The sequence below is a fragment of the Timonella sp. A28 genome, assembly GCF_051200815.1.
Lineage (GTDB): Bacteria > Actinomycetota > Actinomycetes > Actinomycetales > Cellulomonadaceae > Timonella.
This window is the reverse complement of the sequence record NZ_CP195159.1, coordinates 2,541,241-2,566,170: the sequence shown is the minus strand read 5'-3', so window position 1 is coordinate 2,566,170 and position 24,930 is coordinate 2,541,241. Positions and strand designations below refer to the sequence as shown.

At 51.7% G+C, this 24,930-nt stretch carries 21 protein-coding genes and 1 pseudogene; 9 read left to right on the top strand and 13 right to left on the bottom strand.

The features are described from left to right. Positions 1-361 precede the first annotated feature (361 nt). Positions 362-2,779, top strand: coding sequence for a glycogen/starch/alpha-glucan phosphorylase (locus ACR9EC_RS12185; RefSeq protein ID WP_435299480.1), 2,418 nt, complete (start codon positions 362-364; stop codon positions 2,777-2,779). A gap of 61 nt (positions 2,780-2,840) precedes the next feature. Here the strand turns inward: ACR9EC_RS12185 and sucD are convergent, their stop codons facing one another. The 5 genes from sucD to ACR9EC_RS12160 all read right to left on the bottom strand — a co-directional run bounded on the left by sucD (position 2,841) and on the right by ACR9EC_RS12160 (position 8,620). Beyond that, positions 2,841-3,731, bottom strand: a complete 891-nt coding sequence (gene sucD / locus ACR9EC_RS12180) for a succinate--CoA ligase subunit alpha (protein ID WP_435299479.1) — start codon at positions 3,729-3,731, stop codon at positions 2,841-2,843. 27 nt (positions 3,732-3,758) lie between these two features. Further along, complete coding sequence (gene sucC / locus ACR9EC_RS12175; protein WP_435299478.1) at positions 3,759-4,925, bottom strand: ADP-forming succinate--CoA ligase subunit beta; 1,167 nt, start codon at positions 4,923-4,925, stop codon at positions 3,759-3,761. A gap of 262 nt (positions 4,926-5,187) precedes the next feature. Then, on the bottom strand, positions 5,188-7,674 hold the full coding sequence (gene pcrA / locus ACR9EC_RS12170) for a DNA helicase PcrA (RefSeq protein ID WP_435299477.1): 2,487 nt from the start codon (positions 7,672-7,674) through the stop codon (positions 5,188-5,190). 63 nt (positions 7,675-7,737) lie between these two features. Further along, a complete protein-coding gene (locus ACR9EC_RS12165) occupies positions 7,738-8,220 on the bottom strand; it encodes a DUF456 domain-containing protein (protein ID WP_435299476.1) in 483 nt (160 codons plus the stop codon). A 40-nt stretch (positions 8,221-8,260) separates the two neighbouring features. Then, on the bottom strand, positions 8,261-8,620 hold the full coding sequence (locus tag ACR9EC_RS12160; RefSeq protein ID WP_435299475.1) for a hypothetical protein: 360 nt from the start codon (positions 8,618-8,620) through the stop codon (positions 8,261-8,263). Positions 8,621-9,067: 447 nt separating this feature from the next. On the opposite strand from ACR9EC_RS12160, the pseudogene ACR9EC_RS12155 reads away from it, so the two are divergent. The 5 genes and pseudogenes from ACR9EC_RS12155 to cobA all read left to right on the top strand — a co-directional run bounded on the left by ACR9EC_RS12155 (position 9,068) and on the right by cobA (position 15,327). After that, a pseudogene (locus ACR9EC_RS12155) lies at positions 9,068-10,811 on the top strand (nitrite/sulfite reductase). Beyond that, a complete protein-coding gene (locus ACR9EC_RS12150; protein ID WP_435299474.1) occupies positions 10,808-11,632 on the top strand; it encodes a phosphoadenylyl-sulfate reductase in 825 nt (274 codons plus the stop codon). Before ACR9EC_RS12155 ends, ACR9EC_RS12150 begins: the two are co-directional and overlap by 4 nt. Positions 11,633-11,719: 87 nt before the next feature. Further along, positions 11,720-12,646 carry a sulfate adenylyltransferase subunit CysD gene (gene cysD, locus ACR9EC_RS12145; RefSeq protein WP_435299473.1) on the top strand — a complete coding sequence of 309 codons (927 nt, stop codon included), beginning with the start codon at positions 11,720-11,722 and terminating at the stop codon, positions 12,644-12,646. Then, on the top strand, positions 12,646-13,950 hold the full coding sequence (locus tag ACR9EC_RS12140) for a sulfate adenylyltransferase subunit 1 (RefSeq protein ID WP_435299472.1): 1,305 nt from the start codon (positions 12,646-12,648) through the stop codon (positions 13,948-13,950). Before cysD ends, ACR9EC_RS12140 begins: the two co-directional genes overlap by 1 nt. 63 nt (positions 13,951-14,013) lie before the next feature. Then, a complete protein-coding gene (gene cobA / locus ACR9EC_RS12135; RefSeq protein WP_435299471.1) occupies positions 14,014-15,327 on the top strand; it encodes a uroporphyrinogen-III C-methyltransferase in 1,314 nt (437 codons plus the stop codon). Here cobA and ACR9EC_RS12130 read toward each other — a convergent pair. From ACR9EC_RS12130 to ACR9EC_RS12120, 3 genes are all read right to left on the bottom strand, one after another. Then, complete coding sequence (locus ACR9EC_RS12130; RefSeq protein WP_435299470.1) at positions 15,265-15,981, bottom strand: sirohydrochlorin chelatase; 717 nt, start codon at positions 15,979-15,981, stop codon at positions 15,265-15,267. The two genes, cobA and ACR9EC_RS12130, sit on opposite strands and share 63 nt — an antisense overlap. A gap of 74 nt (positions 15,982-16,055) precedes the next feature. After that, positions 16,056-16,715 (bottom strand): response regulator, encoded by a 660-nt coding sequence (locus tag ACR9EC_RS12125; protein ID WP_435299469.1) that lies wholly within the window; start codon positions 16,713-16,715, stop codon positions 16,056-16,058. Then, positions 16,712-18,058, bottom strand: coding sequence for an ATP-binding protein (locus ACR9EC_RS12120; protein WP_435299468.1), 1,347 nt, complete (start codon positions 18,056-18,058; stop codon positions 16,712-16,714). The genes ACR9EC_RS12125 and ACR9EC_RS12120 overlap by 4 nt, the downstream gene beginning before the upstream one ends. Positions 18,059-18,171: 113 nt before the next feature. Here ACR9EC_RS12120 and ACR9EC_RS12115 point away from each other — a divergent pair, with 113 nt between their 5' ends. The 3 genes from ACR9EC_RS12115 to ACR9EC_RS12105 all read left to right on the top strand — a co-directional run bounded on the left by ACR9EC_RS12115 (position 18,172) and on the right by ACR9EC_RS12105 (position 19,942). After that, positions 18,172-19,020, top strand: coding sequence for a PspC domain-containing protein (locus ACR9EC_RS12115; protein ID WP_435299467.1), 849 nt, complete (start codon positions 18,172-18,174; stop codon positions 19,018-19,020). Positions 19,021-19,253: 233 nt separating this feature from the next. Beyond that, positions 19,254-19,685 (top strand): LiaF domain-containing protein, encoded by a 432-nt coding sequence (locus ACR9EC_RS12110; RefSeq protein WP_435300660.1) that lies wholly within the window; start codon positions 19,254-19,256, stop codon positions 19,683-19,685. Positions 19,686-19,687: 2 nt separating this feature from the next. Next, positions 19,688-19,942, top strand: a complete 255-nt coding sequence (locus ACR9EC_RS12105) for a hypothetical protein (protein ID WP_435299466.1) — start codon at positions 19,688-19,690, stop codon at positions 19,940-19,942. 49 nt (positions 19,943-19,991) lie between these two features. On the opposite strand, the gene ACR9EC_RS12100 is transcribed toward ACR9EC_RS12105, so the two are convergent. The 5 genes from ACR9EC_RS12100 to ACR9EC_RS12080 all read right to left on the bottom strand — a co-directional run bounded on the left by ACR9EC_RS12100 (position 19,992) and on the right by ACR9EC_RS12080 (position 24,896). Beyond that, the gene (locus ACR9EC_RS12100; RefSeq protein WP_435299465.1) at positions 19,992-21,149 is read right to left on the bottom strand and encodes a hypothetical protein; all 1,158 of its coding nucleotides are present in this window, start codon (positions 21,147-21,149) and stop codon (positions 19,992-19,994) included. Between the two features lie 159 nt (positions 21,150-21,308). Next, positions 21,309-21,800: an aromatic ring-opening dioxygenase LigA gene (locus ACR9EC_RS12095; RefSeq protein ID WP_435299464.1), complete on the bottom strand. Its 492-nt coding sequence runs from the start codon at positions 21,798-21,800 to the stop codon at positions 21,309-21,311. Positions 21,801-22,104: 304 nt separating this feature from the next. Continuing rightward, positions 22,105-23,685, bottom strand: a complete 1,581-nt coding sequence (gene guaA, locus ACR9EC_RS12090) for a glutamine-hydrolyzing GMP synthase (protein ID WP_435299463.1) — start codon at positions 23,683-23,685, stop codon at positions 22,105-22,107. 77 nt (positions 23,686-23,762) lie between these two features. Then, positions 23,763-24,485 carry a hypothetical protein gene (locus ACR9EC_RS12085; RefSeq protein WP_435299462.1) on the bottom strand — a complete coding sequence of 241 codons (723 nt, stop codon included), beginning with the start codon at positions 24,483-24,485 and terminating at the stop codon, positions 23,763-23,765. Positions 24,486-24,488: 3 nt separating this feature from the next. Continuing rightward, positions 24,489-24,896, bottom strand: coding sequence for a DUF3817 domain-containing protein (locus ACR9EC_RS12080; protein WP_435299461.1), 408 nt, complete (start codon positions 24,894-24,896; stop codon positions 24,489-24,491). Between the last annotated feature and the right edge of the window lie 34 nt (positions 24,897-24,930).

The window sequence follows — 24,930 nt, the reverse complement described above, 5'->3', positions numbered from 1 at the left end:
AGACCCACACAAACCAGTCAAACCCGAAGGCCAACCAGATAAGTGAAATGATTCAGAAAAGACTGAGAAGATTTCGTCCCGCTCAGCGGAACGAGTAACTACTCTACACGATCATCAACCGCGAAACAAAATCGCTATCAACCGGTATTTCGACACTCACCACTTGCGAGGACTCGTTAACAATACACACACCGCACACCCCACCGCCACCGCCAAACACGTGACCCCAAACACAACAAGAAATGAATAAATGGCCTAGTGGGCTATTAGATTCAGAACCACGCCATTAAGGCGCGATACGATCACACAACAAGCAGTACAGGCCACAGAAAACACCGCCCAAAAGACATGAGGGACAGCTATGGATGTAACCACCTTCAGGAACATCTTCCTTAACGAGCTCACCTACGATCGCGGGGTAACACTCGAAAACGCCTCAATGACCGATAAATACACTGCTCTTGTACGCACCTTAAAACGGCCACTCATTGAGAGATGGCAACACACCTCCGCGCGTCACGCTGAAACGCAAACAAAAACTGTTGTCTATTTATCTGCCGAATATCTCTTAGGCCCACAAACAGAAAACGCCCTCTTAGCAACACAGCTCACACGCACTGCCAAGGCTGCGCTCGACTCCCTCAACATAAACATTGACGAGGTCATCGCAACAGAAATAGAACCGGGGCTTGGCAACGGCGGTTTAGGGCGACTTGCTGCTTGCTTTATTGACTCCCTCGCAACACTCGACATCTCCGCCATCGGCTACGGCATCCGATACAACTACGGAATTTTTCGACAAATTTTCGTTGACGGAGAGCAAAACGAACAACCCGATACGTGGACAACACACGGAATACCTTGGGAAACCCAGCATTCCGATCGGGCTCTACACGTTGGTTTTGGTGGCACTGTACATAATGACCCAAGCGGCACTCAACGCATATGGGAACCAGAATGGCAGGTGCAAGCTGTTCCCTGTGACTACCTCGTGCCAGGCTACGACACCACTACCGTCAATACCCTGCGGCTGTGGAGCGCACGAGCAACTGACGAATTCAACCTGCGCATCTTTAATTCTGGAGACTTCGAAAACGCTGTAAAAGCACGAACTGCAGCAGAAAACATTTCCAACGTTTTATACCCAGAAGATTCAACGCCTCAGGGCAAAGAACTGCGACTACAACAACAATACTTTTTTGTTGCCGCTTCACTGCAAGACCTACTCAACTCGCATTTGACTCGCGGAATCACCTACCAGGAACTGCCGCAACACGTAACCATCCAACTGAATGACACACATCCAGTTATCGCAATCCCAGAATTCATGCGGTTACTCGTCGACGAACATGCGCTCAGCTGGAATGAAGCATGGGAACTCACCCAACAAATTTTCAACTACACCTGCCACACGCTATTGCCCGAAGCGCTTGAACTGTGGCCTGTCGAATTATTTGAGCGTCTCCTGCCACGCCACCTTGAAATCATTTACGGAATCAACGAACAATTCCTCAACGAGCTACGTCAAACAACAAACAATGACGAACTCGTACGGTCCATGTCCATCATTCAGGAACATCCTGTTCGTGCGATACGCATGGCAAACCTCGCCACCATAGGCGCAAACCGGATCAATGGAGTCGCTGAACTACATTCTCAGCTCCTCAAAGACAGCGTTCTCAAGGATTTCTCGTCATACTGGCCACATAAATTTACGAACGTCACCAACGGGATCACCCCACGCAGATTCATCAAACTTGCGAACCCTGCCCTCGCAGACTTACTTGACGATGCGGTAGGCAGCGGCTGGGTTAAAGACCTCACGCTCCTCACAGGATTAGAAGAACTCGCAGAAGACCCAGAGTTTCGTACCCAATTTGCTGCAGTCAAAGCGCACAACAAAGAACGTATCGCGCACATTCTGAAGCACCGGGACGGAATCCTTCTTCCCGAAAATGCCATGTATGACGTCATGGTGAAACGTCTCCACGAATACAAACGTCAATCGCTCAAACTACTGCACGTCGTATCCCTCTACGCACAAGTGCTTGCTGGAAAACTTGACGCTGAAGACATTGAACCCAGAGTCATCATGTTTGGTGCAAAAGCAGCGCCCGGCTACCGCATGGCCAAAAACACTATTGCACTCATTAACGCTGTGGCAGCAAAAGTCAACACAGCTCCAGAGCTTAAAGGCCGCCTCACCATTGCTTTCCCAGCGAACTACAACGTTACTCTCGCCGAAAAGCTGATACCTGCAGCTGACCTGTCGGAACAAATTTCACTAGCTGGAAAAGAAGCCTCAGGAACAGGAAACATGAAGTTTGCGCTCAATGGTGCACTCACCATCGGCACACTAGACGGCGCCAACGTAGAAATACACCAACTTGTAGGCGACGAAAACTTCTTCCTTTTCGGTATGACGGAGCCCGAAGTTCATAACCGTTTACAGTCCGGTTATCACCCATCGAGTTACTACGAATCACAAGAAAACCTGAAACTCGCAATCGACCTCATCGCTGCGGGGACATTCTCCAATGGAGATCGCAGCACATTTGAACCTGTTATCTCTGATTGGCTTGAGAGCGACAGGTTCATGGCACTCGCCGACTTTGAATCATATATGTCCGCCCAGCAGGCTGTAGAAAACAGATATCGGGATGCAGACGCATGGACAAAATCTGCGATCCTCAATGTTGCGCGTTGTGGTTTCTTTTCCTCTGATCGGTCTATCAACGATTATCTTGACCGGATTTGGCACGCATCCGCTCAACTGTAGTTACAACAAAGTGGGGGGCGAACCGTATAACGGTTCGCCCCCCACATATGTATGAAGAAAACTATGCAGAAAGAATCTGACGCATCAGTTCAGCGGTTTCTGATGGAGTTTTTCCAACTTTAACGCCTGCGGCTTCAAGAGCTTCTTTCTTAGCAGCAGCTGTTCCTGAAGACCCAGAAACAATCGCACCTGCGTGCCCCATAGTCTTGCCCTCAGGAGCAGTGAATCCTGCAACATAACCAACTACTGGTTTTGTTACGTTCTCCTTGATGAATGCGGCAGCACGCTCTTCTGCATCGCCACCGATCTCACCAATCATGACAATTGCTTCGGTCTCTGGATCCGCTTCAAAAGCAGCAAGCGCATCAATGTGTGTGGTTCCAATGATTGGGTCTCCACCGATACCGATAGCAGTTGAGAATCCGAAATCACGGAGTTCATACATCATCTGGTATGTGAGTGTGCCCGACTTAGAAACAAGTCCGATCTTTCCCGCACCAGTGATGTCTGCTGGGATGATACCCACATTGGATTTTCCAGGGGAGATAATGCCTGGGCAGTTAGGGCCGATCAGGCGAACGCCCTTTTCAGCAGCCAGCGTGTAGAACTCTGCGGTGTCTGCCACTGGTACGCCCTCAGTGATGATGACGGTCAAAGGCATCGCTGCCTCAATTGCCTCTACCACAGCAGACTTTGTGAATGCAGGCGGCACAAAAATTACCGAGACGTTAGCACCCGTTGCTTCCATAGCTTCAGCGACAGTGCCGAACACTGGCACCTCGACCGTTGCATCGCCTTTAGGAAATTCAACAGTGGTGCCAGCCTTACGCGGGTTTACACCACCAACGATGTTGGTACCTGAAGCCAGCATGCGAGTGGTGTGCTTCTGGCCTTCTGAACCGGTCATACCTTGAACGATGACCTTCGAATCTTCGTTAATGAAGATTGCCATTTTTCTTCCTCTTCTCGCTTGTCAGTATCAGGCGTGTGCGAGTTCGGCGGCCTTGTCGGCTCCACCGTCCATCGTCTCAGCCAAAGTTACGAGTGGGTGGTTTGCTGCGTTCAAAATCGCGCGCCCCTCTTCCACATTGTTTCCGTCAAGGCGCACAACCAGTGGCTTAGTTGCGCTGTCACCAAGGATTTCTAGCGCCTTAACGATTCCATTCGCAACCTCGTCGCATGCGGTGATTCCACCGAATACGTTCACGAATACGGATTTCACTTGAGGGTCATTCAAAATGACGTCGAGTCCTGCTGCCATAACTGAAGCAGACGCGCCGCCACCGATGTCGAGGAAGTTAGCAGGTTTTACTCCGCCGTGGTTCTCCCCCGCGTATGCGACCACATCAAGTGTGCTCATTACAAGACCAGCACCGTTACCGATGATTCCGACCTGTCCGTCAAGTTTGACGTAGTTAAGGTCGTTGGCCTTTGCTTTAGCCTCAAGTGGGTCTGCAGCGTCTTTGTCTTCGAGGGCTTCGTGGTCAGCGTGACGGAATGAAGCGTTTTCGTCGAGCGAAACTTTTCCGTCAAGCGCGACGATCTGGCCTTCTTCAGTCAGCACAAGAGGGTTAACCTCAACGAGGGTTGCATCTTCTTGGACGTACACAGTCCATAGTTTCTGGAATGCAGCAACGATTTGCTCTTTAATCTCTTCAGAAAATCCAGCTGCGTCAGCGATTTCTCGAGCTTTCGCCTCGTCGATACCGACAGTTGGGTTGACCTCAACTTTAGCGAGAGCTTCAGGGCGCTCTACTGCAAGTTGTTCAATCTCCATACCGCCTTCGACGCTTGCCATCGCAAGGTAAGAACGGTTTGCACGGTCTAGTAACACGGAGAAGTAAAACTCTTGCGCGATCTTAGCGCCAGCCGCGATCATTACGCGGTGCACCGTGTGGCCCTTGATATCCATACCAAGGATTTCGCGAGCTTTTTCTTCAGCTTCAGCTGGCGAGTGCGCAAGTTTTACGCCGCCAGCTTTACCGCGTCCTCCAGTCTTCACTTGAGCTTTAACTACGACAGTTCCGCCGCCTAGTTTTTCTGCGCCATCGCGTGCTTCTTGTGGAGTAGTGGCAACAACGCCGCCCAGTACAGGCACGCCGTGCTTCTCAAAGATGTCGCGAGCTTGGTATTCGAACAGGTCCACCCTGCTGAGTCCTTCCATCGACCGGAAAATAAATATCTCGACATCGAGACATTTTCTTAAAGACTAACCGGAGAACGGGCCCTACGTCACACTCATGTTTGTTGTTTGAGCCACACTTTGCAGCGATTTTGTTCAAAATGACGCACTCAGCCACAGAAATTTACCTAGTCAATACCCAAAGGCGAAGTTTCTCTACCTCAATCAGTAAAGTCAAACTGTTCGCAGCCATGCACGCCCAAAAGATGAAACACCACTGCCTCGCTTATAGTTTGGTTAACGGCGCAAATCTTAACAACAGGCGCTTTGGCGACTCTCCACCAAAATCAACTTTTGCGATGGTTTTCGCTCCCGTGCCTTCAATCTGCAAAACAGTGCCTAAGCCAAATTGGTCGTGGGTGACCTTATCTCCAGGTGCCAAGGCAGGAATGTCTGACTCTTTCTTAGCCTTTGGGTTATTAAACATGGGGATTTTTTCTTCGGCATGCGCTGCACTCGATTTTTTCCACGCTGGAGTTTCCGAGCGGCGCCCACCAATTGGCGCACCAAAATCATCATCCCAGTTTTGGCTTCGTTGGGAGCGATCGCCACCATATGAAGACTGTCCATAACCTGATGATGAGCCGTAGCGAGAACGTGCTGATTCCGCACTCGATTGCTTACGCAACCAGTCCCATAATTGTTCTGGGATTTCATCAAGGAACCTGCTTGCAGGGAAATGATTAGGGGTGCCCCACGCAGAACGAGTTGACGCACGAGTAATGTACAAACGCTCGCGAGCACGAGTGATTCCCACATATGCGAGCCTGCGTTCTTCAGCGAGTTCTGACTTGTCATGAAGCGCACGCATGTGAGGGAAGGTGCCGTCTTCCATTCCAGTCAAGAACACGACAGGAAATTCGAGCCCTTTGGCGGTGTGTAACGTCATCAACGTAATAACGCCGGGGTCAACTTTTGGAGCCGATTCGTGTCCAGCATCATCACTTGAAGGAATCTGATCAGAATCAGCAACAAGCGAGACCCGCTCGAGGAAATCAGACAACGTGCCTTCCGGGTTGTCCCGTTCGAATTCGCTTGCAACAGCGTGCAGTTCCGCTAGGTTGTCCACGCGGGTTTGATCTTGTGGGTCGTCACTTGTTCGTAATTGAACAAGATACCCCGTCTTATCTAAGACATCGCCTAGAACTTCCGCTGGCCCTGCACCGGCTGCCGCAGTAGCCCGCAATTCCTGCAATAAATCGCGGAATGTACGTAACGGGTTAAGCGTGCGCGCGGTCATACCCGCAATTGTTTCGGCGTTCTGTAATGCTTGGTCGAAACTCGTGTTGTGCGCGGTCGCTGTCGATGCAATCAAAGCTTCAGCACGATCACCCAAGCCGCGTTTAGGAACGTTGAAAATACGACGAAGGTTTACATCATCGTCAGGGTTATTGATTGCGTGCAGATACGCAATCGCATCTTTGATTTCTTTACGTTCGTAGAATCGCGTACCACCCACAACTTTGTATGGCAGACCAACCCGAATAAGAACTTCTTCAATTGCACGCGATTGATTATTTGTGCGATAAAAAATCGCTATGTCGCCTGGCCGAACACCCTGCTCATCAGAAAGTTTGTCGATTTGCTGTGCGACGAACCGCGCTTCTTCATGCTCATTATCGCCAACGTATCCAATGATTTTGGGGCCGTCACCTGCAGCTGTCCACAATCGTTTAGGGCGACGGTCTTGATTTTTGGAGATCACAGCATTTGCAGCAGTCAAAATATTTTGGGTAGAACGATAGTTCTGTTCCAGCAAAATAGAGGTCGCGTTCGGGTAGTCCTTCTCAAATTCGAGAATGTTTCGAATTGTTGCACCACGAAACGCGTAAATGGACTGGTCAGAGTCTCCCACAACAGTCAGTTCACCTGGCGGGAACTCACTCGTTGGATGCCCAGTTAGTTCTTTAACAAGGGTGTATTGTGCATGGTTTGTGTCTTGGTACTCATCTACCAAGATGTGCCTGAACTTGCGTCTGTAATGTTCAGCGACGGCAGGAGCAGTCTGAAGCAATTCGACTGTCTTTACGATGAGGTCGTCGAAGTCGACAGCGTTCGCTGCCCTCAGTTTTTGCTGGTAACGAGAGTAAACATCAGACAGTATCTGATCAAATTCGCTTTTTCCGCCGCGCATCTCAAACTCTTGGGCGGTGATCATCTCGTCTTTGAGCCCAGAAATACGGTGGGAAAATGTCTTAGCCGTGAATTTTTTAGGGTCGATGTCTAGCTCACGCAAGATCAGCGTAATAAGTCGTTGTGTATCGGCGGAGTCGTATATGGAAAAAGTTTTTTTCAGCCCAACGGCTTCAGCTTCACGACGCAAAATACGCACACACGTTGAGTGGAAGGTGGACACCCAGATGCGTTCCGCTTGCGGCCCAATCAACGCAGAAATACGTTCACGCATTTCTGCTGCCGCTTTATTGGTAAAAGTGATCGCAAGGATTTGGCTTGGCCACGCCCTACCAGTTGCGAGGAGATAACCAATTCGATGCGTCAACACTCGGGTTTTACCTGAACCTGCACCAGCAACAATCAGTAATGGGCTGCCAGCGTGCACCACGGCATCACGTTGTTGAGGGTTAAGCCCTTCAAGTAAGTGGGCCTCAGAGATCTCGTGTGTGTTCGTGAGATCAGGCTCAACGCTTAAAGGTGCAACTTCGTATTCTGTTGCCGAACCGAACGTGGGTAAGTTACCAAACAATGAATCCATAGCCCTCATAGCCTATCGGTTCGCTAGCGTGTTGTGGGTGTCTAGGATTGTGTTCTTTACGAACTAGGTCATTACTAATCCGACGATCCACAGTCCTGTCGCGATGAGTGCTGCTCCGAGCTCAACGAGGATTGTGATGCCCGTGGCTTTTAACGCCACTATTGTGGAGGCTTTCGCCGCAGTGAAATCTTGCGTGTGCAGGTATTCACTGAGGAAAACACCAAGAACAAAACCTATAGGTAACCCGATAACAGGGATAACAAAAAATAGGATGGCGCCAGCGACAAGACCAACAATTATTGATGAATTACGCAGCCGTGACCGTTTCATGTGGCTACCCGCAAGAACGTATTTAATGACGGCACCTGCTGCGATAACGAGGAAACTCAACACACATATAACCCATGCCGTGGTGCCACCGGTAAGTAGCGCCCACACAAAGATCGCTCCTGCCACGATGAGGGAGCCAGGCAGGATCTGAATAATCGTGCCAATGAGTCCAACAAAGATGACAAGAGCGATGATGAGGTCTTGCGGAAAAATCATGCCTCTAGCGTACGCAGTAAAGCAGTGATCAGCGAAGACTTTAAATGAAGTGCTTGCCGCCAGTCCAGAACAAGGCAAGTGCAATGTTCAGTACGGTCAACGCACCAATGGTGTTGATGAGTGGGGGTGACGCTTGGTCGGCCTTCTTCTTTGCGACGAAAGCAAGAACCACGATGATGACGGTGATCAGGAGTTTCACTCCGATCTTCATGTGGTTAACAGTCAAGTCTTGCATTTCTGCAATACCTACGAGAAGAACACCGGTAACCAGCGCGGTGAGAGCTGCGTGCGGGATTCCTGCATAGAGCCCAGGGGTGCGAATTGTGGCTAGCCATCCACCAAGGATGAGTGCCCAACTTACAAAGTGAAGAAACAGAACCGCTACGTAAAGAATGTCCATACCAGCAATCCTAGGGAGTGCAGCAATTCTTTGCCAGAAGGTTTACGACACATCGTCAGTAAGTTCAGTCACACAAGAAAAACAGCCTTAAAACCCTAGGCTTAGTCGCTCTACACGTTTATGGAAAGTTACAAGACGTTAACCCCGGTTAAAACCATGACAAGATGTTTAACAGTGGTTAATTCCACGATTCGGACGTTATCGACACCACGCTTAACAGCGCGTAGCGTGGCACCATGACTCAGGCACGGAACACCCAGCGCGTCGCACACGCAGCGACCTATGCGCACGTTCCCATGCCATCACACACGTGTTGCTGTTGTTGATTCTCAACCAGAACCAGCCCTTCGGGGTACCCGAGTTCATTGGTGCGCAAGATCAGACCTGCCACACATCGCATTTTTACGCCCTGATCTAGGCACCACGCCAACTACAAGGACAGCCTAGATGACTGCGCAAACAAACCTTCCCCCCGCCAAAAACAGCGATAAACCCGTCGCTCCAGCAGAACGCCCTGCACGACCAGCACGTGCAAAAAAACCAAACGGGCAATGGAAAATAGACGGCACTACCCCACTCAACGCAAACGAAGAACTCAAACAAGCAGACAACGGACTCAACGTCCGCGAGCGCATCGAAACAATCTATGCGCGAGATGGGTTCGACTCGATTCCAAGCGAAGACCTCCACGGCAGGTTTCGCTGGTGGGGGTTATACACACAACGCAAACCTGGAATTGACGGAGGCCGCACAGCCCAGCTAGAACCGCATGAACTTGAAGACAAATACTTCATGATGCGGGTACGCCTTGATGGTGGAACGCTTAGTGCACAGCAGTTGCGGGTACTTGGTGAAGTCTCGACGAAATATGCGCGAGACACCGCAGATATTACAGATCGTCAAAACATCCAATATCACTGGATTGATGTCGTTGATGTGCCTGCCATTTGGGAGGCCCTTGAAAGCAACGGCATGCACACCACTGAAGCGTGTGGAGACGTTCCACGTGTCGTGCTTGGATCTCCAGTTGCTGGCATTGCAAAAGATGAACTTATTGACCCCACTGAGCAGATTAACCAAATCACCGAAACATATGTGGGCGACCCTGAACTCGCTAACCTACCCCGAAAATTTAAAACAGCGATCACTGGGCACCCAAGCCAAGATGTTGTTCACGAAATCAACGACATTGCTTTTGTTGCGTTAGAGCATCCAACGCTTGGTATCGGCTATGACGTGTGGGTGGGAGGTGGCCTATCGGCAAACGCTCACTTGGCGAAGCGACTGGGAACGTTTGTTACCCCAGATCAGGTTTTGGCAGTGTGGCATGGAGTTATCCAAATCTTCCGTGATTACGGATACCGCCGACTTCGCAACAGGGCACGGTTGAAGTTCCTTGTTGCCGATTGGGGTCCAGAAAAGTTTAGAGAAGTTCTCGAAACCGAATATCTCGGTTACACACTTGCTGACGGACCTGCTGCAACTCAGCCCAAAAACCCGGGCGATCATGTCGGTATTCACGAGCAGAAGGACGGAAAGTTCTACATCGGTGTAGCACCATTTGTGGGACGAGTATCCGGCACAATTTTGAGTCAAGTTGCAGATATTGCTGAAGCCGCGGGTTCACAGCGAATCCGTTTGACGCCACACCAAAAACTTTTGCTACTTGATATTCCGGCAGAAAAGGTAGAAGACGTTGCTGACCAGTTAGCTCGTATTGGTCTCGATCCTCGCCCTAGCCCGTTCCGACGTAACACTATTGCCTGCACTGGAATCGAATACTGCAAGTTGGCGATTGTTGACACGAAAGACACTGCTACGTCTGCAATCAAAGAACTCGAAAAACGGCTGCCACATATTGAACCGTTGGGTGCCATTCGCTTGCACGTCAATGGCTGCCCAAACTCGTGCGCACGTATTCAAACCGCAGATATTGGTTTGAAGGGGCAGCTCGTCATGGATGACAACGGCGAACAAGTACCTGGGTTCCAAGTTCACCTTGGTGGTGGTCTTGCTAGTGATTCACGTGAAGATGCTGGTTTGGGCCGCACAATCCGTGGTTTAAAAGTCACAGCCACAGGTATTCCAGACTATGTTGAGCGGGTTGTTCGTACTTTTGAGGAAAAACGTGAAGGTAACGAAAAGCTTTGCGCAATGGGCGCACCGCGCCAACGAAGAGGACCTCACATGACCGCTTTGGAACAGGCTCGTGCTGAAGCCCTCAAACGAGAACAAGAACGGGCTGCTTCTCGTGAACGTCATGCGCCGCAACGAGCGCAAGATTGGGAGCGCCCAAAGCGAAGCGTTGATGAGCTTCGCGCTCTTGCTGAAGAAGGTGCTGCACGCTTCTCAGGTTCAGGGATTGGAGCAGCAGACGAAGCATCATTCGACGAGGTGATCGCGTGGGCTGCCGACACCTTTGGGTATCGCAGCACCGTTGCGTGCTCAATGGCTGATGCTGTGTTGCCGCATGTTGTCGCGCAGCAACTGCCGTGGGTTGACGTGCTCTTTTTGGAGACTGGTTACCACTTTCCTGAAACTATCGGAACGCGTGATGCGGTAAGCACCACCATGGACGTAACCATTGTGGACGTTAGTTCACCACACAGTGTCGCCGAACAAGACGCTCTCTATGGGAAAGACCTGTGGTCACGGAACCCCGCCCAATGCTGCGCCATGCGAAAAGTCCAGCCGTTAACGGATGCGTTGTCGCAGTATGAAGTGTGGTTTACCGGGGTGCGTAGAGACGAAGCCCCAACCCGCACGGAAACGCCACTAGTGACGTTTGACGAAAAAAACGGACTCGTCAAAATTAATCCACTCGCAGCCTGGAGTTTTGAAGAACTCCTCGGATACGCGGCAGCCTACAACGTTGTTATCAATCCGCTGCTCAACCAAGGCTACCCCTCAATCGGGTGCCTTCCCTGCACTAAAAAGGTTGCTCCGGGAGAAGACCCTCGAAGTGGACGTTGGGCAGGACTCGACAAAACAGAATGCGGACTGCACACATAAACTCGTGCGCTCTGCATGCCCGCACATGCATGACAGGTAAGAACGAAACACTCACCATGCCCGTAACTACGAAACGGAAACACAGCCGTGAACGTACCTGAACCCGCTGAGAATCACGACTCACAGCTCACGCTTCTCGACGCGCTTGAAGCCGAAGCCATTCATATCATCCGCGAAGTCGTTGCAGAGTTTGAGCGCCCTGCACTGTTGTTCTCGGGAGGTAAAGACTCTGTCGTTATGCTTCACCTTGCAGTGAAAGCGTTGTGGCCTGCCCCGCTACCGTTCCCACTGCTGCACGTTGATACTGGACATAACTTTCCCGAGGTTCTTGAGTATCGCGACGAAACAGTACAACGCTTGAATGCCCGCCTCGAAGTTGCGCGCGTGCAAGACTACATTGACGACGGTCGGCTCCAAGAGCGCCTCGATGGCACACGTAATCCTTTACAAACACAGCCGCTACTTGACGCTATTTCAGGGCATCGTTTTGATGCCGTGTTTGGAGGCGGACGGCGCGACGAAGAAAAAGCACGAGCAAAAGAACGCGTCATCTCGTTACGCGACGAATTTGGGCAATGGGATCCACGCAACCAGCGCCCAGAACTATGGAACCTGTACAACGGTAGGCACCGCCCAGGCGAACACGTTCGTGCTTTCCCACTCAGCAACTGGACTGAACTCGACATTTGGCGGTACATCGAACGCGAAAACATCGAGCTGCCTTCCCTCTACTACGCCCACTACCGTGACGTCGTTGAGCGAAACGGCATGCTTTTAGCGGTGTCAGAGTTCATCACCCCCCGCGACGACGAGCCCGTCACCACACGGCTTGTACGCTACCGCACAGTCGGTGACATGTCCTGCACGGGTGCGGTGGAGTCCGAAGCAAAAGACGTCGCAGCTGTCATCGAAGAAATCACAGCAACCCGCATCACTGAGCGTGGTGCCACACGCGCAGACGACAAAATCTCTGAAGCAGCAATGGAAGACCGGAAGAAAGAAGGCTACTTCTAATGAGCACACTTCTTCGACTTGCAACAGCAGGGTCAGTCGACGACGGAAAATCTACCCTCGTCGGGCGGCTACTGTACGACTCCAAAGCGGTATTGTCTGACCAGCTGGAATCTGTGGAACGCATTTCACGCGATAAAGGGCTCGACAGCGCTGACCTTGCCCTGCTCACTGATGGTCTACGAGCAGAACGCGAACAAGGCATCACCATTGATGTTGCATACCGGTACTTTGCAACAGCACACCGCACATTCATTTTGGCGGACTGCCCCGGACACGTGCAGTACACGCGTAACACCGTAACGGGAGCGTCAACTGCTGATGTTGTTGTGCTCCTCATTGATGCGCGTAAAGGCTTACTTGAGCAAACGCGCAGGCACCTCGCCGTCCTGTCGCTACTTCGTGTCCCGCACGTGGTTGTTGCCGTAAACAAAATCGACCTTGTTGATTACTCACAAGAACGATTCGAAGAGTTACAGGCAGATATTTCTGAAGCCGCCCACGATCTTGGTATCACTTCAATCACTGCGATTCCTGTCTCCGCACTTGAAGGCGTCAACGTTGTCGACAAATCAGAAAAGACAGCATGGTACGACGGCCCGGCATTACTTGAATTTTTAGAACAGTTACCTGCCGGTGAGCCAGTATCAACTGAATCTTTCAGGTTCCCTGTACAACTAGTGATTCGTCCGCAATCAGCTGCTGGCACAGATTACCGTGACTATCGCGGATATGCGGGACAGGTAGCGTCGGGAACCATAAAAGTCGGCGACAAAGTCACTGTTCTTCCTTCCGGGATAACAACGTCTGTTGCAGGCATCGACTTCTTTGGACGCAGTTTGCCACAAGCCGTACAAGGACAATCTGTCACAGTGCGACTCGACAACGACGTAGACCTCACGCGAGGGGATGTCATTGTCTCCGCACACGATGCCCCCGAAGCCACCCAAGACATCGATGGCACTATCGCGTGGCTTGCCGAGAAACCGCTCCGCCCGGGAACAAAAGTACTCATCAAACACACGACGCGGGTTGTTCAAGCGCTCGTACGAGAAGTACACGGACGGCTCGACCTCACCACTGCATCACAGGTTCCCGCTCAAGAGCTCGAACTGAATGACATTGGTGGAGTAACGCTACGGCTTGCTCAAGGCGTAGCAGCAGAAGAATATGCGCAATCACGCGCAACAGGTTCTTTCTTACTTATTGATCCGGCGAACGGGTACACCCTCGCAGCTGGAATGGTTGGCAACGCACTTCTTGGAAGTGTCCAACCCGAAACTCGTCCCCTTCAATACACGATTTAACGCACCATAGCTGATGAGTGTCACCCAATAGTTGGTGACACTCATCAGTGCAAAGGAAACACTATGTCGGCTATTACCCCCATCGGCCTACGATTCGCTGGAAAAAACGTCGTCGTCATTGGCGGAGGCCCTGTGGCCGCTCGACGAGCACGAATTTTCGTACAAGCAGGCGCGTACGTCACCGTAATTGCCCCTCAGGTATGTGCCGACATGACAGAACTCCTTGCAAGTGCCACATTCGCGCAACGCACCCTTGGCACCCCATGCGTCACATGGCTGCCTCGTGAATACCAGGTCGGGGATCTAGCCAGCGCATGGTTCGCTGCAACAGCCACCGGACAAGTAGATGTAGACGACGCTGTCGCGCACGAAGCAGAACAGGCACGAATCTTCTGCTTTAAAGGTGCTGACCCTGAAGGTGCGACCGCGTGGGCTCCCGCCCTGCACATAGACAACGACACAACAATCGCTGTCATATCAACTGGAAATACTGTTCCATCACCCAAACGATCAATGCGTGTACGCGATGCCATCGCAAGTTTTTTGCTGCATAAACGCACACAACTTAACGAGGCACTACACGACACACCATCAGCGGCTGTGCCTGTCCCACATCACGTCGGGAACAAAACCGGTGAAGTTGTACTCGTAGGCGGTGGACCAGGCGCATTAGAACTATTGACGTTAAGTGCACGCGAACACATCGAAAGCGCAGATGTGCTTGTTATTGACAGATTGGCGCCCCGTGGGGCCCTGCAATGGATTGGGGAACACGTCGAAGTTCTCGATGTCGGTAAAACTGGCGGTCACCATCCTGTTTCTCAAGCAGACATCAACAGAGCACTCATCCATTACGCGTCACTAGGTAAAAAAGTCGTGAGGTTAAAAGGAGGCGACCCATACGTCTTTGGGCGCGGCGGAGAAGAATATGACGCCTGCGTCGCCCACGGCATCAACGTGAGCGTTGTACCCGGTGTAACGTCAGCCGTTGCGGTTCCCGGTGCCGCCGGAATACCGGTAACACACCGTGGGGTCTCCCGCGGTTTCTCCGTTATTACAGCCCACGCTGATCTCTCAAAACTCCCACTAGCGCACGACCACACCCTCGTATTACTCATGGGTGTGGCACACATCGACTCCATCGCTGAACAACTCATCGCACAAGGAAACCCACACGACACCCCCTGCGCGATCGTAGAAGACGGCTTTGGACCTCGTCAGCGCACCACAACAGCGACACTCGCGACACTCGCACAACGTGCACGTGAAGCAGACGTCCAACCGCCCGCTGTCATCGTCGTCGGCGACGTTGTTTTACGGGCGCGTAGTGTGATACCGGTCAATGACGATTTCGGCGAGACGAGCCTCGTCTCCTAACGGCGCCGCAACAACAAACTCGCTGTTTTGCTCTTGGCTTCTTAACGTAACAATCGCTTGAAGTTTCTTCATAAAGAAGCCAGGAGCAATCAGATACGGACTAACAACAGTCAATGACCCATCCGCTGACTGCATCAGGGCCTGCTCAACAGTTGGCGCTGCCGCCGAAAGATATGCGGGACGCACCGGAACGCCTAGTCCTTGAGTAAGCAGCTCCGCTTGAGCTTCGACGTCCTTCATAGCGCTCGTATCACTTGAGCCAGCTGCCACTAACACCACCTCATCAGGGGTGCGCCCACCAAGGCTGGAATGAATGCGCTCTACTAAAACATCAGTAAGTAAAGGGTGTGGGCCCAAAGGAGGGGCCGCCCACGTAAGCCCACCAGTCACACGCCGCTGCTGCACGGCCGCAGTAATGTCGTGCCGAACATGATATCCGTTAGACAGCAGCAGAGGTACAACAACGGCTTCCGTGTGCTCCGACAATGACCCTAAAACCTCATCAACCTGTGGATGCTGAACATCCACATACGTCGAAATGACACGGACCTCAGGAAGTTTCTGACGAACCTGCTCAACTAACGAAAAAACTAATGCGCGACCCTTCGGATTATCTGTTCCGTGCGCGCAAACTAAAAGGGTGGGGTGTGACATATCAGCATTATTCCCGCATATACGCTCGCTCGCATATCAAACCACCCTTCGGTCCACTGTTAGAGACAGTAACATCACAGCAGACGACGCGCAGCAGCCCAACGAGTTAACTCATGACGCGACGACAACTGTAATTTACGCAGCACAGCAGAAACATGAGTTTCTACCGTCTTCACAGAAATAAACAGTTCAGAAGCAACTTCACGATACGTGTACCCGCGTGCGATAAGCCGCATGACTTCTTGCTCACGGGCACTCAGCCTATCCAGTTCGTCATCTTCGGCAGCCACATCCGCCGATTGCGTGCCAAACGCATCGAGCACAAAACCTGCAAGCCTCGGAGAAAACACTGCGTCACCGCTGTTTACCCGGCGTATCGCATCTGACAGTTCCGGCCCCGAAATATTCTTTGTAACGTAACCGCGAGCGCCTGCCCTGATAACAGACACAACATCCTCAGCAGCATCAGACACAGAAAGTGCCAAAAACTTGGTAGTCGATGTTAAAGAAGCGCATCTGCGCAACACTTCAGCACCGCCGCCACCTGACCCACCTGGCATGTGTACGTCAAGCAAAACTACTTGCGGGGGTTGTGCATGCAAGGTTTCAACAGCACTATCAACATCTGCTGCTTCAGCAATAACATGCACGAAAGATTCTAGGCTTGCGCGCACTCCTGCTCGAAACATGTCGTGGTCGTCGATGATTGCAACCGTAATGTGTGTGCTGTTCATGAGCCCTTCTTTTGTTCGCACGTCGCGTTGTGAGACGCAATGTCAGTGGTTTTTCGTGGCATAGAAAGATGAACTTCTGTGCCACCACGTGCCATATTACGGAATTTTACGGTTCCGCCTCGCCTTTCCATTCGTCCGATAATGGATTCGCGTACGCCGAAGCGGTCTGGGGCTACGTCGTCCAGCATATCGAGGTCGAAGCCTGTGCCGCGGTCAGTCACGTAGGCTTCTACTGAGTTCTGGCTGATTTCAAGGTAGGCGCTTACTGGCGGGGCACCATGGCGAACCGCATTTTTTAGGGCTTCGCTCATTGCGTTCAATAAAGCGTCGGTGCCGTCTTCGGGTTCCATATCGCCCACGACAACAAGATCTATTGATACTGTTTCCGCTCCGCCGAGATCGAGAGTCATAGAGTTCTCTACTTGGGCGACTGCGTCTTGTGCTGCTTGCGCTAACGAGGTTCCGGGGATTACGCGGTCGTTGTATAACCATTCTCGTAACTCGCGTTCTTGGTTTCGGGCAAGACGCGTTACTTCGCCTGGGCGATCTGCACTGCGTTGAATGAGAGCTAAGGTTTGCAGCACCGAATCGTGCAAATGCGCTGCGATGTCTGCACGCTGCCTGGCTATCTCGCGGGCTGCGCGTTCTTCGCCTAATGCGTTCAAGGTGCGTAACCACCATGGCGCCAGCACTAGACCGACACCGGCTAGGACTGCAACGGAGGCAACCAACGCCTGCCACATAAGGCGCCCGCCTGAGTCTTGTCCGACTACAAGCAGCGCACCTAAGACGACGAGCGCAACGCCCGCGACGACGCGCACAACCCCCATCGGGGTTTTCCCGCCGGTTTGTTCAAGGAATTCGCCTCGTCGTCGAGAATCAAGTTGCCCCCACGCTAAAAATAGTCCGACGACAACGACGACTCCGGCTAATACCCACGTCCAATCAAGATGCGCCCCCAACCTGTCTGCGATTAATAAGGCGGTGATGGCAACAAAGATTACGCCAACTGTGATGTCGCGAAGTGGGATAGCCTGCCACCATGGTTGAACAGGAGGTTTTTCTTCCCCTGTTAAAGCTGGACGCAAACGAACATCAAGGCTTAAGTCTTTTGCTAGCGCGTGCGGGTCACCACGCGGGATCGTCAATGCGAAAAATATATAAAGTACTACCCCGACTCCAGCCGCCAAAGTCAAAATAATAAAAACATTTCGGATTGTTTTAACCGGGATACCAAGATGCAGAGAAAGCCCTGCACACACGCCAGATACGCGCTGCCCTTCGATAGGACGGCGCAAAGGCAGGCGCGGCGACGGATCAACATTCGGTAAATACAAGGACACAACTAAATCGTGTCATACTCACTGGCCCTGATCGAGAGGGGGACACAATGATCAGGGTCTATTCAGGGGATTACCCGATAGCAAAATCATGGTTTACGCGAAACCATTGAACTATGGAAAACGTACACAACACCACCGGACAACCTGAAGGGACCGGCCCTGGCAACACCAACGGGTGGATGCCTCCGGAACACAACAACCCGAAAGAGGGCAACCACGGTGGAAAGAAGTTCTTTGATTCAATCCGCCAGTCTGGGTTCTTTCGCAGTGAAACTCGGTGGATTGGTGGCGTAGCCGGAGGTCTTGCTCGTCGGCTCAACATTGACCCCATTATTGTTCGAGCTGGGCTAGTCGTTTTAGCGCTCTTTTCTGGTTTGGGTCTGCTGCTTTACGCTGCTGCTTGGGCGCTGCTACCTGAAGAACGTGACGGGCGCATCCACATGGAAGAGGCTATCCGCGGAAATTTTAATGGAGCCTTGATCGGTGCCGGAATTTTTGCGATTCTCGGCCTAGGCGCATTAAACAGCTTATTCTTTTTTGGAAAGAACATTCCATGGGAGTTCACTGTACTGTTCTGGATTGGCCTCACAATAGCCTCAATTTACATTATTTCTCAGGTGAAAGACGGAGAGCTAGGGCGCAATCGACGCCTCAGCACAAACCTACCTACCAACAGCCGCAGCCACACAACACCCCGAATGCACCCTACACGTCTGCTGCGCAAGCCTCGCATACGGACGACAGCGTGCACCAACGTTCTGATGAAACAACACCGCTGCCTACAGTGCATACGCCCAACAGCGACACTTCATCACATAGCCTGCACGATGAGCCTGCTGCCCAAACTCCACCTCAACCTCAACAGTGGACGACATACGGACATTACCCTCAACAGCCCCCGGCCCCGCCACAAAATCCCCCAACGACTAATGCGTGGGATTGGACTCCACCAAAAAAAGTAGATGACTCCCCCGGAGCAACACAATTTGCTGTTCTAGCGGGACTCCTACTCCTCATCGCTTCTGGACTGTTTTTTGCACGGGAACGAGGCGCTTTCGATAGCGACTTATCTCTGTACGCGATTCTTATTGCGAGCACGCTCACCCTCAGTGGCATTACCGTCATCATCAATGGTTTTCGTGGAAAAACCTCAGGAGGCGCTGGAACGCTAGCAACCACCGCCCTCGTATTTGGTGTGATTGCAGGATCCATTGCACTGCCCGGAATCAAGATCGGTGAAGGAAACTTCTCCGGTATTTCAGATGCGAAATATGTTCCAACGTCCGTGGAAACCCTGACTGAAGGAACAAGTTTTGGCATCGGCGATATAACCCTTGATTTAACCGAACTTGATCGTGCAGAACTACGTTCTTACAGTTCAACACCTATTAATATTCCGCTTTCTGGTGGTATCGGAGAACTCAGAATCATTGTTCCCGCGGACATCCCCACCACCGCAGATACGGCCGTAGCCGTTGGCAGTGTGTCTGATACTCACGGTTCTCAAGGTGGTATAGGCCGATCAACAATCACTTACGAAAACGAGCTCGTCGCAAATGGGGCAGAGCCCATCTTGCATCTTGACCTAAGTGTCGGTGTTGGCGAGATCTCAATCAAGGAGAAATAATCATGTCCTCACCACACGTTGATCCCCAAGAGCAGCACACACCTACTGAAGAAAAAGCTCCTCTCGAGAACACTAAACGCCCACTTCGTTTCACCACGATTGTGTGGGGGCTTCTCCTCACAATCATTGGGCTAGGAACTTTTGCAATCATTGCTGGATACCACATAGATACAGAACTTGTAGCTATAGGTACCTTAGGTGTGAGCGGGTTAGTGCTCCTGACAAGTGCGCTTGTAAGAGCTGTGAAGAAAAAATAAATAAGTGAGGGGTAGAACACGAATGTTCTACCCCTCACTTATTCTTGTCTTATTTCAGGCGGTCTTGAGGTGACTGCCAGCCGATAGCCCCAGTTGTTGGTTCAGGTTCAGCAGCATCAGACGGTGAAACCGGCGTAGCTTGTGAAGTTTGAGGCTTACCTCGTCGCTTCTTTTTGCTTCCACTCGTTTGGTTAGTGTCTTGGCTGTCCTGTGCTGTGGGAGTTTTATCTTGTTCTGGTGCAGCACCGACAATTGGAATAGTGCCAGTCATCCCGTTTTTGTGTGCATCTGATTCAGAGCGTGCACGTGATTCTGAGATAAGGCGTTCCGAACGAGAAATCTGCAAGGCAGGTTCAGGGGTTTGTTCCTGCGTAGCAGCTTCAGTGTTAGCTGCAGAAGACTTGTCGGAAGCTACTGCCCCCTCATCAACGGGCGATGCAGCGCTAGCAGCACTCACCGCAGAAGAATCCACTGCGGCAGCGCGTGCACGCGAAGCAGGAGACCCCGGGATCTGCGAAGTCTTCGAACCCTCAGACATTGCGTCAACAGCACGTTGAGCGGAAGCCGCTGCATCAGTTCCATTAACCGCAAGAACTGGAATTGGACCGGTAGGCACCGGCTCACGCCTTACGGGTGGTGTCTGTGGCGCAGGTGGTGCAGGCACCGGCTCTACAGCCATCACTGGCTCGTACGGTTCTTCGTCCTCGCGTGCTGTTGTGCTGTATGGAGTTTCAACAATGATCGGTCCTGTGCTTTGTGTTTCCACAATGACAGGAGGACCGCCAGCAAGACGACGAACTGCCCAACCAACAAGTATGAAGACAATACCTACAGCGATAGCGAACGCAGCCAAACCAAACGACACCACTGAAGTAAACAGTGAGGCCCTCAGGAATGAAGCGTTCATAGCGGTGTCACGCACTGGATCTTCACGCGGAATTTCTGCATACGTTCGACCGCCAGTCGCATCGAGTGAATGCTTGCGAATAACGTCAGCTTGCGCATAAGCAGAAAGCGGGTCATTTACTTTTTTGTTAGCAAAGAACGCTGCATCTTCTGAAACTGTAATGCGTTCACTTGCCAATTGCTGAGAGATAAGACCCCACGTTATCCCCCCTACGATGACCAATATCAGACCAACGGTCACCGCGACCAAACCGGCAAGGGAAACCCCCCGGCTGGGTTTAATTGTGATTCGCGAACTCATTTTTCTCCTCAGTGGTCAGATAACGTATTGAACTTACCGAAGCAATGCGTTTCGTTCCACACCACACACGAATATTTTTCTATTCCAGCACAAAAGCAAGAGTCGGGAGGCTAAGCCTATTTTGTCCCGACTCTTGCTTTTGTTATAGCGCTTGGCTATTTAGACCTGCTCTGGGCCTGGCTGCATAGGCGCTGGAGCGGTTGACTCAGTGACAACCGACGGACCGCCAGAGACTTTGACCAAAGCCCAGCCGACCAGACCAAACAGCACACCAACAGCCATCACAAGCGCTGCCACACCAAAGGAAACAACTGAGGTGAAGAGCGATGCACGCAAGAATGAAGCTGACATTGCGGTGTCACGTAGTGGGTCTTCGCGAGGAAGCTCCGCATACGTTTTTCCACCAGTCGCATCGAGAGCGTGCTTGTTAATGATGTCTGCCTGCGAGAATGCGGTGAAGGGGCCAGCTACTTCTTTGTCAGCTAACCACGATGCATCGGAAGAAACGGTAATTTTCTCGTCTTTGAGATAAGAACCGACAAGACCATATGCGAAGGCTCCCGCAATGAACATGATGACACCAACGATAACCGTGATAAGTCCAATAACCTTCACGGATTTCGATTGGTTAACCGTAACCTTTGTTGACATGGGAAAAACCCGCTTTCTTTGTGAGTGATGATATCGAAGGAACCAACACTTTCGTTACAACCATAAAACGCAAGATTGGTGTCAGCAAAAGAACCCACGCCAGAAACACTCAGATAATTTCATTTCAACCTCACACATGCGGCCTCCGCAGGACCATTGTCCTTCACAGAACATCCCCACATAACAGCAACCGCAACAGCCACTCATACTTTTAAAAGCAAGATGTCCCTTACGCTTATATGCATAAGGGACATCTTGCTTACACTTTAAAAAGAGCACTCATCTTGCCAACAACAAGACGGGTTTACTCCCACTCAATGGTGCCTGGCGGCTTCGATGTCACATCCAATACCACTCGGTTAACATCCTTAACCTCGTTAGTGATACGCGTAGAAATCGTGGCGAGAACATCGTATGGAAGACGTGACCAGTCCGCTGTCATAGCGTCTTCTGAAGAAACTGGACGCAACACAATCGGGTGGCCGTAGGTACGTCCGTCACCTTGCACACCTACGGAACGAACATCTGCCAGCAGTACAACAGGGCACTGCCAAATGTCACGGTCAAGACCTGCACGCGTCAGTTCCTCACGAGCAATAGCATCTGCTCGACGAAGCAAATCTAGACGATCACCAGTAACTTCACCAACGATACGAATACCAAGGCCTGGTCCGGGGAACGGTTGACGCCACACGATTGCCTCAGGAACGCCAAGTTCCAACCCAACTGCACGGACTTCGTCCTTAAACAAAGTGCGCAACGGTTCAATCAGCTTGAACTGTAGGTCGTCTGGAAGGCCGCCCACATTGTGGTGGCTCTTAATGTTTGCTGCGCCTTCGCCCCCACCAGATTCAACAACGTCTGGGTAGAGAGTTCCTTGTACCAGCCATTTAACTTCAGAACCGGTTTCGCCTGCCTCTTCAACGATTTCTCGTGCTGCGGCTTCGAAGGTGCGAATAAATTCACGACCGATAATCTTGCGCTTTGTTTCTGGGTCGGTAACGCCAGCGAGTGCAGTCAAGAACTGTTCACGTGCATCGACTGTTTTGAGTCGGACACCTGTTGCTGCAACGAAATCTTGCTCAACTTGCTCAACTTCGCCTTCGCGAAGGAGCCCGTGATCAACAAATACGCAGGTGAGTTGCTCCCCGATCGCGCGTTGCACGAGTGCTGCTGCAACGGATGAGTCGACGCCTCCGGACAGTCCGCAGATTACGCGGTCTGTTCCGACTTGAGCTTGAATGGCCTCAATCTGGTCGGCAATAACGTTGCCTGCGGTCCAGTCTGGCTGCAGACCTGCACCGTTGTAAAGGAAGTTCTCTAAAGCTTTTTGCCCATCAAGGGAATGCTTGACCTCTGGGTGCCACTGCATACCAAAGAGCTTGCGGTTAACATCTTCAAAAGCTGCCACAGGGGCACCTTGAGACGTTGCAAGAACCTCAAAGCCTGCTGGTGCTGCATGTACAGCGTCGCCGTGGCTCATCCACGTACGTTGCATATCAGGGGAACCGGCAAGAAGGGTTCCAGCGGCTGATACGGACACGTCCGTGCCACCGTATTCGCTTACTCCTGTCTGAGCGACAGTGCCGCCTAAAGCTTGCGCCATGGCTTGGAAGCCGTAACAGATGCCGAGCACTGGGACGCCTGCATCAAATAGTGCAGCGTCAACGGATGGCGCGCCAGCTTCATAAACGGAAGAAGGACCACCCGAAAGGATGATCGCTGCTGGGTTTTTGGCGAGCATCTGCTCGACAGAAAATGTGTGAGGGACGATTTCGGAATACACCCGTGCCTCACGCACTCGACGTGCAATCAGTTGGGCGTACTGGGCTCCGAAGTCGACGACGAGAACTGGTCGTGGTAGAGAGCCTTGAGTTTGGGTCACCCCACTATGTTACTTGGGTTTCGCCGCCGCAGTGTGCCGGATCTGGTGATCCTGAGCACCTCTAATAGGGATTTACCTCACGAACAGCTGTAGCCTCCATCGTCAAGGTTCGCTGTGCGTTCAAAAACGTTGTTGCAGGGGTTGCTTCCAGCTAAGGCATATAGTGTCGCGAATTTGTCGCCGAGGAGCGTCCACTGCAAATAATGCTGGTATTCGTGCTCCATAAGTTGTGTAGTGCTAGCGCGTTGTAAAAATTCTTTGCGAGACATTGGGGTTAGAAACGTGTTCCCGTAGGCGGTTCCGCCTCGTTGCGCCCAGATACTTTCAACGCCTGTGCACACCCACATTCCTTCAGAAAGGTTATTGAAAGTTGCCTGTTGTGCGGGCTCAACGGCTTTTCCTTCTCGAGTTACCCACATGCATTGGGCGCCGGAGTCTTGCGCATGGGTTTTCATTGTGTGCCCCTGCACAAGGGCGAACCCTGCTCGTTCTATGACACAGGTGGCGGCGATCGCTTGCTGCTCAATCCGTAAGGGTGCAACTGATGCGGGGTCGTTCAGATCTGGGCACAACTCATTTTTAAGCCCGTGCGCGCTGAGAGCTTTTCGCATTGGCTGCGTGTGGCTAAACGCTACCTCGTGGGCGGTGGCGCGTTCATCTGTGGCGTCTGTTAGGTGTCGGGTGTGGGCGGGACTAAGCGCGGCACTCCCCCACACCACTATTGCGCATAGGGCGCTAATGAGGAAGACCCGATATCGCCGGCGATGATCTTTCCCTGTTGCGGCGCTTAGTCCACTCATGCGTTATGACTCCACGGAAGAGTTTTCTACGTTGTCATCGTGTGTGCTGAGGTCACGTGCCGCTTGGATTCGAGCGCGCGCTTCACCTGTGACTTGATGCTCGACGATAAATGAAAGGACTGGAACGACACCGGCGAGTACAAGATTTATGAGACGTTTGAGCTTCCAGCGCATTTTCACCCACAGGTCAATGACTGTGATGAGGTAAACCACGTAAATCCAGCCGTGCGCAAATGGAATCCATGCAATGTACGGTTTCAACGAGTGTGCTTTGAACGCGTAAATTATGAGCATTTCAACGACAAGTAGCAACAACATCACTCCTGTGATGATCGCCATAACGCGATATCTTGTCAGTGCTGATTCGGCAGCAGAGATGACCCGTTCACTACTATTTGCTTGTTCGTGCATTAGACATAACCCCATTTGAAACGAAATGCTACCG

What these genes read in the sequence shown, in the direction of transcription:
- ACR9EC_RS12185 (WP_435299480.1), top strand. Translation starts at nt 362, where the DNA reads ATGGATGTAACCACCTTCAGGAACATCTTCCTTAACGAGCTCACCTAC.
- sucD (WP_435299479.1), bottom strand. Translation starts at nt 3,731, where the DNA reads ATGGCAATCTTCATTAACGAAGATTCGAAGGTCATCGTTCAAGGTATG.
- pcrA (WP_435299477.1), bottom strand. Translation starts at nt 7,674, where the DNA reads ATGGATTCATTGTTTGGTAACTTACCCACGTTCGGTTCGGCAACAGAA.
- ACR9EC_RS12165 (WP_435299476.1), bottom strand. Translation starts at nt 8,220, where the DNA reads ATGATTTTTCCGCAAGACCTCATCATCGCTCTTGTCATCTTTGTTGGA.
- ACR9EC_RS12160 (WP_435299475.1), bottom strand. Translation starts at nt 8,620, where the DNA reads ATGGACATTCTTTACGTAGCGGTTCTGTTTCTTCACTTTGTAAGTTGG.
- ACR9EC_RS12150 (WP_435299474.1), top strand. Translation starts at nt 10,808, where the DNA reads ATGACCGCTTTGGAACAGGCTCGTGCTGAAGCCCTCAAACGAGAACAA.
- ACR9EC_RS12140 (WP_435299472.1), top strand. Translation starts at nt 12,646, where the DNA reads ATGAGCACACTTCTTCGACTTGCAACAGCAGGGTCAGTCGACGACGGA.
- cobA (WP_435299471.1), top strand. Translation starts at nt 14,014, where the DNA reads ATGTCGGCTATTACCCCCATCGGCCTACGATTCGCTGGAAAAAACGTC.
- ACR9EC_RS12130 (WP_435299470.1), bottom strand. Translation starts at nt 15,981, where the DNA reads ATGTCACACCCCACCCTTTTAGTTTGCGCGCACGGAACAGATAATCCG.
- ACR9EC_RS12125 (WP_435299469.1), bottom strand. Translation starts at nt 16,715, where the DNA reads ATGAACAGCACACACATTACGGTTGCAATCATCGACGACCACGACATG.
- ACR9EC_RS12115 (WP_435299467.1), top strand. Translation starts at nt 18,172, where the DNA reads ATGGAAAACGTACACAACACCACCGGACAACCTGAAGGGACCGGCCCT.
- ACR9EC_RS12105 (WP_435299466.1), top strand. Translation starts at nt 19,688, where the DNA reads ATGTCCTCACCACACGTTGATCCCCAAGAGCAGCACACACCTACTGAA.
- ACR9EC_RS12100 (WP_435299465.1), bottom strand. Translation starts at nt 21,149, where the DNA reads ATGAGTTCGCGAATCACAATTAAACCCAGCCGGGGGGTTTCCCTTGCC.
- ACR9EC_RS12095 (WP_435299464.1), bottom strand. Translation starts at nt 21,800, where the DNA reads ATGTCAACAAAGGTTACGGTTAACCAATCGAAATCCGTGAAGGTTATT.
- ACR9EC_RS12085 (WP_435299462.1), bottom strand. Translation starts at nt 24,485, where the DNA reads ATGAGTGGACTAAGCGCCGCAACAGGGAAAGATCATCGCCGGCGATAT.
- ACR9EC_RS12080 (WP_435299461.1), bottom strand. Translation starts at nt 24,896, where the DNA reads ATGCACGAACAAGCAAATAGTAGTGAACGGGTCATCTCTGCTGCCGAA.